This window comes from Agrobacterium sp. (assembly GCF_032092815.1).
Classification (GTDB): Bacteria; Pseudomonadota; Alphaproteobacteria; order Rhizobiales; family Rhizobiaceae; genus Agrobacterium.
Window position 1 is genome coordinate 1 of the sequence record NZ_DAMDBP010000080.1, and the last position, 8,309, is coordinate 8,309.

At 55.3% G+C, this 8,309-nt stretch carries 7 protein-coding genes; 6 read left to right on the forward strand and 1 reads right to left on the reverse strand.

The window, feature by feature from the left end:
• Positions 1–2,799, forward strand: a 2,799-nt coding sequence (locus RT613_RS23265; RefSeq protein ID WP_313618743.1) for a DNA-directed RNA polymerase subunit beta', incomplete at its 5' end; no start/stop codon positions are given.
• Positions 2,800–3,113: 314 nt separating this feature from the next.
• Entirely contained in the window at positions 3,114–4,169 is a 1,056-nt protein-coding gene (locus RT613_RS23270) for a cytochrome-c peroxidase (RefSeq protein WP_313618744.1), read from the forward strand.
• Between the two features lie 75 nt (positions 4,170–4,244).
• Here the strand turns inward: RT613_RS23270 and RT613_RS23275 are convergent, their stop codons facing one another.
• Positions 4,245–4,541, reverse strand: a complete 297-nt coding sequence (locus RT613_RS23275) for a transcriptional regulator (protein WP_313618745.1) — start codon at positions 4,539–4,541, stop codon at positions 4,245–4,247.
• A 508-nt stretch (positions 4,542–5,049) separates the two neighbouring features.
• Here RT613_RS23275 and rpsL point away from each other — a divergent pair.
• The 4 genes from rpsL to RT613_RS23295 form a co-directional block, all read left to right on the forward strand.
• Entirely contained in the window at positions 5,050–5,421 is a 372-nt protein-coding gene (rpsL, locus tag RT613_RS23280) for a 30S ribosomal protein S12 (RefSeq protein ID WP_003507760.1), read from the forward strand.
• 78 nt (positions 5,422–5,499) lie between these two features.
• A complete protein-coding gene (rpsG, locus tag RT613_RS23285) occupies positions 5,500–5,970 on the forward strand; it encodes a 30S ribosomal protein S7 (protein WP_313618746.1) in 471 nt (156 codons plus the stop codon).
• Positions 5,971–5,997: 27 nt separating this feature from the next.
• Positions 5,998–8,097 (forward strand): elongation factor G, encoded by a 2,100-nt coding sequence (gene fusA, locus RT613_RS23290; RefSeq protein WP_313618747.1) that lies wholly within the window; start codon positions 5,998–6,000, stop codon positions 8,095–8,097.
• A gap of 64 nt (positions 8,098–8,161) precedes the next feature.
• A partial coding sequence (locus RT613_RS23295) for a GTP-binding protein (RefSeq protein ID WP_247643168.1) occupies positions 8,162–8,309 on the forward strand: 148 nt, incomplete at its 3' end.

The following is an 8,309-nucleotide window of genomic DNA, read 5'->3' on the forward strand; positions in this document are numbered from 1 at the left end:
CCGCTTTCTCTGGAAGCGCAGCTTGAAGCACGCGTTCTGATGATGTCGACCAACAACATTCTGCATCCGGCAAACGGTCACCCGATCATCGTTCCTTCGCAGGACATGGTTCTCGGCCTGTACTACTTGTCGATCATGAACCAGAATGAGCCGGGCGAAGGCATGGCCTTCTCCGACATCGGCGAACTGCATCACGCCCTGGAAAACAAGGTTGTGACGCTGCACGCGAAAATCCGTGGCCGCTTCAAGACCGTTGATGCTGATGGCAACCCGGTTTCGAAGATCCATGAGACAACGCCTGGCCGTATGTTGATTGGCGAGCTTCTGCCGAAGAACGTCAACGTTCCATTCGACACCTGCAACCAGGAAATGACCAAGAAGAACATCTCCAAGATGATCGACACGGTCTACCGTCATTGCGGTCAGAAGGACACGGTCATTTTCTGCGACCGCATCATGCAGCTCGGCTTTGCCCATGCTTGCCGCGCCGGCATTTCGTTCGGAAAGGACGACATGGTCATTCCAGACACCAAGGTGAAGATCGTTGGTGACACCGAAGCGTTGGTGAAGGAATACGAACAGCAGTACAATGATGGTCTCATCACCCAGGGCGAAAAGTACAACAAGGTTGTTGACGCTTGGGGCAAGGCTACCGAAAAGGTCGCCGAAGAGATGATGGCACGCATTAAGGCTGTTGAGTTCGATCCGGAAACCGGTCGCCAGAAGCCGATGAACTCCATCTACATGATGTCGCACTCGGGTGCTCGTGGTTCGCCAAGCCAGATGCGTCAGCTCGGTGGTATGCGCGGTCTGATGGCCAAGCCTTCGGGCGAAATCATCGAAACGCCGATCATTTCGAACTTTAAGGAAGGCCTGACCGTGAACGAGTACTTCAACTCGACACACGGTGCCCGTAAGGGTCTTGCAGACACCGCCTTGAAGACGGCTAACTCCGGTTACCTGACACGTCGTCTCGTTGACGTGGCACAGGACTGCATCGTCAACTCGAACGATTGCGGTACCGACAAGGGCCTGACAATGACGGCTATCGTCGATGCCGGTCAGATCGTTGCGTCGCTCGGCGCACGTATCCTTGGCCGTACGGCTCTCGACGACATCGACAACCCGGTTACTGGCGAAAACATCGTCAAGGCCGGCAAGTTGATCGACGAAGCAGAAGTGGCAATCATCGAAAAGGCTGGTATCCAGTCGGTTCGTATCCGTTCGGCTCTGACCTGCGAAATCCAGGTTGGCGTTTGCGGCGTTTGCTACGGTCGTGACCTTGCACGCGGTACTCCGGTCAACATGGGCGAAGCAGTGGGCGTTATCGCCGCTCAGTCCATCGGTGAGCCGGGCACCCAGCTGACCATGCGTACGTTCCACCTTGGTGGTACTGCGAACGTGGTTGACCAGTCGTTCCTTGAAGCGTCGTACGAAGGTACGATCCAGATCAAGAACCGCAACATGCTGCGCAACTCTGAAGGCGTTCTCATCGCGATGGGCCGTAACATGGCCATCACCATTCTCGATGAGCGTGGCGTTGAGCGTTCCTCGCAACGCGTTGCTTACGGTTCGAAGATCTTCGTGGACGATGGTGACAAGGTTAAGCGCGGTCAGCGTTTCGCCGAGTGGGACCCGTACACACGCCCAATGATGACGGAAGTCGAAGGTACTGTTCAGTTCGAAGACCTGGTCGATGGTCTCTCGGTTCTGGAAGCAACCGACGAATCCACCGGTATCACCAAGCGTCAGGTTATCGACTGGCGTTCGACCCCACGCGGTTCGGACCTGAAGCCTGCGATCGTTATCAAGGACGCGTCTGGCAATGTTGCCAAGCTCGCCCGTGGTGGTGATGCCCGCTTCATGCTGTCGGTTGATGCCATTCTGTCGGTTGAGCCTGGTACGAAGGTTTCCCAGGGTGACGTGCTTGCACGTTCGCCAATGGAAAGCGCCAAGACCAAGGACATCACCGGTGGTCTGCCGCGCGTTGCTGAACTGTTCGAAGCCCGTCGTCCAAAGGACCACGCTATCATCGCCGAAATCGATGGTACGATCCGTCTGGGCCGCGACTACAAGAACAAGCGTCGCGTCATCATCGAGCCTGCTGAGGACGGTGTAGAGCCAGTCGAATACCTGATCCCGAAGGGCAAGCCCTTCCACCTTCAGGAAGGCGACTATATCGAAAAGGGTGATTACATCCTCGACGGTAATCCAGCTCCGCACGACATTCTGGCGATCAAGGGTGTAGAAGCTCTGGCTTCCTACCTCGTGAACGAAATCCAGGAAGTCTATCGTCTGCAGGGCGTTGTCATCAACGACAAGCACATCGAAGTGATCGTTCGCCAGATGCTGCAGAAGGTTGAGATCACGGATGCTGGTGACAGCCAGTACATCGTGGGTGACAATGTCGACCGCATCGAAATGGACGACATGAACGAGCGTTTGATCGAAGAAGGCAAGAAGCCTGCTTACGGCGAACCAGTTCTGCTGGGTATCACCAAGGCATCGCTGCAGACGCCGTCCTTCATCTCGGCTGCTTCGTTCCAGGAGACCACAAAGGTTCTCACGGAAGCTGCAATCGCCGGCAAGATGGACACGCTGCAGGGTCTCAAGGAAAACGTTATCGTCGGCCGCCTTATCCCGGCTGGTACCGGTGGTACGATGACCCAGATCCGCCGCATTGCGACGACCCGCGACGACCTCATCATCGAGGAGCGCAAGAAGAGCACTGGCGCAGATTCTGCAACACAGATGTTGCTGGATATGAGCAAGGACGAAACGGTGCCTGCTGGCGAGTAAATCCGTCACCGCTTCGTGCATCGGAGCGATGCGCGAAGCCTGTTTTGACAGGATGCTCTCAAGGGTGCTGTTTTGCCGCACCCCTCAGAATTGACAAATATAAACGCCCGAAGCAATTCGGGCGTTTTTGCGTTTGGCTGCAACTTGCCGTTGATCCAGCGCAAGTGAGCAGTTTTTATTTATTCTAATTTTAATCCGTTCACAGGAGGCACCCACCCACCAGGAGCCCGCAAGGGCAGGGGGAGCGCCTCTTAACTGATGAGCCGACCCTGTTTGTTAAGCCAGGAAGGCGGGGCCGGCGAACGGAGGTTCTTATGAGGAAATTTCTATACATTTTGGCTGCCGGGGTATTGGCAACAACAGCCGTGTATGCGGCCGATCCAGTCCCGGCAGATTTACGACAGACGGCGCTTGAACTGTTCAAGCCTTTGCCTTCGACCATTCCGGCGGTGAAGGACAACCCGATCACGCCGGAGAAGATTGCGCTTGGCAAGGCGCTGTTTTTTGATCCGCGCATGTCAGCGTCGGGGGTGTTTTCATGCAACTCGTGTCACAATGTCGGAACCGGCGGTGACGACAATCTCGAGACGTCGATCGGCCATGGCTGGCAGAAGGGACCGCGCAATTCGCCGACCGTGTTCAATGCGGTGTTCAACGTTGCACAGTTCTGGGATGGTCGTGCCGATGACCTGAAAGCGCAGGCCAAGGGACCGGTGCAGGCCGGCGTCGAAATGGCCAACACGCCGACCCAGGTGGTGGCAACGCTCAACTCGATGCCGCAATATGTCACGTGGTTCAAGGCGGCGTTTCCTGACGCAGCCGACCCGGTGACCTTCGACAATTTCGCGATGGCGATTGAAGCCTTTGAGGCAACTTTGATCGCACCTGCACCCTTTGATGCCTACCTCAACGGTGACGAGAACGCGCTGACACTGGAAGCCAAACAAGGCCTCAACATCTTCATGGATAAGGGCTGTGCGTCATGCCATGGCGGCATCAATGTTGGCGGTGAGGGGTACTATCCCTTCGGGCTGGTGGAGAAACCCGGCGCGGATGTTTTGCCTGAAAATGATAAAGGTCGCTTTGCGGTGACAAATACTGCAGACGATTCCTACGTGTTCCGGGCAGCGCCGCTGCGCAATGTGGCGCTGACTGCGCCTTATTTCCATTCGGGCAAGGTCTGGGATCTGAAACAAGCCGTTGCGGTTATGGGCACTGCCCAGTTGGGTGAGGAACTGGACGAGAGGGATGTCGACCTGATCGTGGCTTTCCTTGGATCGCTGACCGGCAAGGCGCCGGAGATCACCTATCCGATCCTGCCGGCAGAAACGGCAACAACGCCAAAGCCAACAGCCAATATCGGCAACTGATACGGTGTTCCTTCAAAAAACAAACCGCCTGGTGACAGGCGGTTTGTTGCTTTTCAAAAAGGGCAGGGACATGCCTTATGCGAAGCGGATGATGGCGACTTCGCCTTCAAGTGCGCCCTGATAGGCCGATGCATGCGGCTCTTCATCCGGGATCTCGGTCAACATGCCGATCTGGTCGAGGTCTGCCTCGAGGAAACCTTCCTCGGACAGGGCGTTCAGCGTGTCACGAACCGCGGTGTCATCATCGGGTGCACGCAGGATCACGTGAATGTCGATGCCTTCGTCGCCATCGCGCTCATAGGCCTTGCCTATGATGATGAACACCATGGGTTCAACCGACCCGTTGTCATTGTCATTCTGGGGTTGGGTCATGGCATTCTCCTGTTTCTGAAGGCCGTTTTAAACCAGTGTCTGTGACACCATGCGGTGATGTGGCCGCAAGCTGTCATTTGAAGAATCAATAGACGGCTTTGATATAAAGCCCAATACGCAAACCGAGATTTGGGCGATATATTGCTGAAACAGATTAACGGCGACGGTAAATATGCTAAAGCAAGGCCCGGGAAGGCCGCTGTTGCAGGACAAAATGTGGATTCACCCTTGACGAAGTAGGGGTAAAACAGTAGTACGCCGCCCATCGGAACCTGTATGAGGTTTGGCCGTTCGGAATGACTCGTTCCGAATATCTGCTCAAACTGGGTCCAACGCACGTTGAAGACACGAATGCTGCACGCACGACGTAGTGATACGTCCTCTGCCTTGGTGGTCCATCCGATCCGTCGGGTTGGGCCACGTTTTGCGCATGAAGGGTAGCGTGTGCCACCGCCGGAAACGGCATAACGTCGGCCCGAAAGGGCGATAGATACTAAGGGATGGTTGTATGCCTACCGTAAACCAGCTTATCCGCAAGCCACGCCAGGCACAGGTAAAGCGTAACAAGGTTCCTGCTTTGCAGGAAAACCCACAAAAGCGCGGCGTTTGCACACGCGTTTACACGACGACCCCAAAGAAGCCAAACTCGGCTCTTCGTAAGGTTGCCAAGATCCGTCTGACGAATGGCTTCGAAGTCATCGGCTACATTCCTGGTGAAGGCCACAACCTTCAGGAACACTCCGTGGTCATGATCCGCGGCGGCCGCGTAAAGGACTTGCCAGGTGTTCGTTACCACATCATCCGCGGCGTTCTCGATACGCAGGGTGTAAAGAACCGTAAGCAGCGCCGCTCCAAGTACGGTGCGAAGCGTCCGAAGTAATTCGGTCATCAACAAATTCGGCGCTGCGCGAGGTTCTCCGCGTGGTTGAGCGCCAATAACTTTTGAGAGACAAACAGTATGTCCCGTCGCCATAGTGCAGAAAAGCGTGAGATCAACCCGGATCCAAAGTTCGGTGATCTGGTCGTCACCAAGTTCATGAATGCTATCATGCTTCACGGCAAGAAGTCCGTTGCGGAAAGTATCGTTTACGGCGCATTCGACGCCGTTCAGGGCAAGACGAAGCAGGAGCCGCTCGCCGTGTTCCATTCGGCCCTCGATAACGTTGCTCCGCACGTTGAAGTCCGTTCGCGCCGCGTTGGTGGTGCAACGTACCAGGTTCCAGTTGATGTTCGCCCAGAGCGTCGCCAGGCTCTCGCCATCCGTTGGCTGATTGCTGCTGCGCGCAAGCGTAACGAAACAACCATGGTTGATCGCCTGTCCGGCGAACTCATGGATGCTGCGAACAACCGTGGTTCTGCTGTCAAGAAGCGCGAAGACACGCACAAGATGGCTGACGCCAACCGCGCATTCTCGCACTACCGTTGGTAATCTAACTGATCCGAAAGGCAGTCCCTTATGGCTCGCGAATATAAAATCGAAGACTACCGCAATTTCGGTATCATGGCGCATATCGACGCCGGCAAGACGACCACCACCGAGCGTATTCTCTATTACACCGGTAAGTCGCACAAGATCGGCGAAGTTCACGATGGCGCAGCCACGATGGACTGGATGGAGCAGGAGCAGGAGCGTGGTATCACCATCACTTCTGCTGCTACCACGACCTTCTGGAAGGGTCGCGATGGCAAGATGCGTCGTTTCAACATCATCGACACCCCCGGCCACGTTGACTTCACGATTGAGGTTGAGCGTTCGTTGCGCGTTCTCGACGGTGCTATCGCTCTGCTCGACGCCAACGCTGGTGTGGAGCCGCAGACTGAAACCGTATGGCGTCAGGCTGAGAAGTACAACGTTCCGCGTATGATCTTCTGCAACAAGATGGACAAGACCGGTGCTGACTTCTACCGTTCGGTAGAAATGATCAAGACCCGTCTCGGCGCCACTGCAGTTGTCATGCAGCTCCCAATCGGTGCAGAAACCGAATTCAAGGGCGTTATCGATCTGATCGAAATGAACGCTCTCGTATGGCGCGACGAATCGCTCGGCGCTCAGTGGGACGTTGTTGAGATCCCAGAAGATATGAAGGCCAAGGCTGAAGAATATCGCGAGAAGCTGATCGAGACTGTTGTCGAGATCGACGAAGAAGCAATGGAAGCTTACCTCGAAGGTAACTACCCAGACAACGAAAAGATCCGTCAGCTCGTTCGTCGCGGCACCATCGACGTGAAGTTCCACCCGATGTTCTGCGGTACCGCGTTCAAGAACAAGGGCGTTCAGCCACTTCTCGACGCTGTTGTTGATTACCTGCCTTCTCCGCTGGACATTCCTGCGATCAAGGGTATCGACTTCAAGACCGAAGCTGAAATCGAGCGTCATGCTGATGACTCCGAGCCTCTTTCGATGCTCGCATTCAAGATCATGAACGACCCCTTCGTTGGTTCGCTCACTTTCGCACGTATCTACTCGGGCAAGCTCGAAAAGGGCACATCTGTTATCAACACGGTCAAGGACAAGCGCGAGCGCGTCGGCCGTATGCTTCAGATGCACTCCAACAGCCGTGAAGACATCGAAGAAGCCTATGCAGGCGACATCGTTGCTCTGGCTGGCCTCAAGGAAACCACCACTGGCGATACGCTCTGCGATCCGCTGAAGCCGGTTATCCTCGAGCGCATGGAATTCCCCGAGCCGGTCATCCAGATCGCGATCGAGCCGAAGACCAAGGGCGACCAGGAAAAGATGGGCCTCGCGCTCAACCGTCTGGCTGCTGAAGATCCTTCGTTCCGCGTCAAGACCGACGACGAATCCGGCCAGACGATCATCGCTGGCATGGGCGAACTTCACCTCGACATTCTCGTTGACCGTATGCGTCGCGAGTTCAAGGTTGAAGCTACCGTTGGTGCTCCGCAGGTTGCATACCGCGAAACGATCACGAAGCTGCACGAAGAAGATTACACACACAAGAAGCAGTCCGGCGGTACCGGTCAGTTCGCTCGTGTTAAGATCATCTTCGAACCGAACCCAGAAGGCGAAGACTTCAAGTTCGAATCCAAGATCGTTGGTGGTGCTGTTCCGAAGGAATACATCCCGGGCGTTCAGAAGGGTATCGAAAGCGTTCTGTCTTCCGGTCCTCTGGCTGGCTTCCCAATGCTGGGTGTCAAGGCAACTCTCATCGATGGTGCATACCACGATGTTGACTCGTCTGTTCTGGCGTTCGAAATCGCATCGCGTGCTTGCTTCCGTGAAGCTGCAAAGAAGGCTGGTGCACAGCTTCTCGAGCCGATGATGAAGGTCGAAGTTGTTACCCCTGAAGATTACGTCGGTGACGTGATCGGCGATCTGAACTCGCGTCGCGGTCAGATCCAGGGTCAGGAAACCCGCGGTATCGCCGTTGTTATCAACGCGCATGTCCCGCTGGCGAACATGTTCAAGTACGTCGATAACCTGCGCTCCATGTCGCAGGGTCGTGCACAGTACTCGATGACGTTCGATCACTATTCGCCTGTTCCAAGCAACGTTGCTGCAGAAATCCAGGCAAAGTATTCCGGTCAGAAGTGACCGGAATACCCACACAAAGTTTTGAAGTTTATTCCCTTTCAGGGATAAGTATGGAGAGCCAATAATGGCAAAGAGCAAGTTTGAGCGCACTAAGCCTCACGTTAACATCGGCACGATTGGTCACGTTGACCACGGCAAGACATCGTTGACAGCTGCAATCACGAAGTTCTTCGGCGAGTTCAAGGCGTATGACCAAATCGACGCCGCTCCTG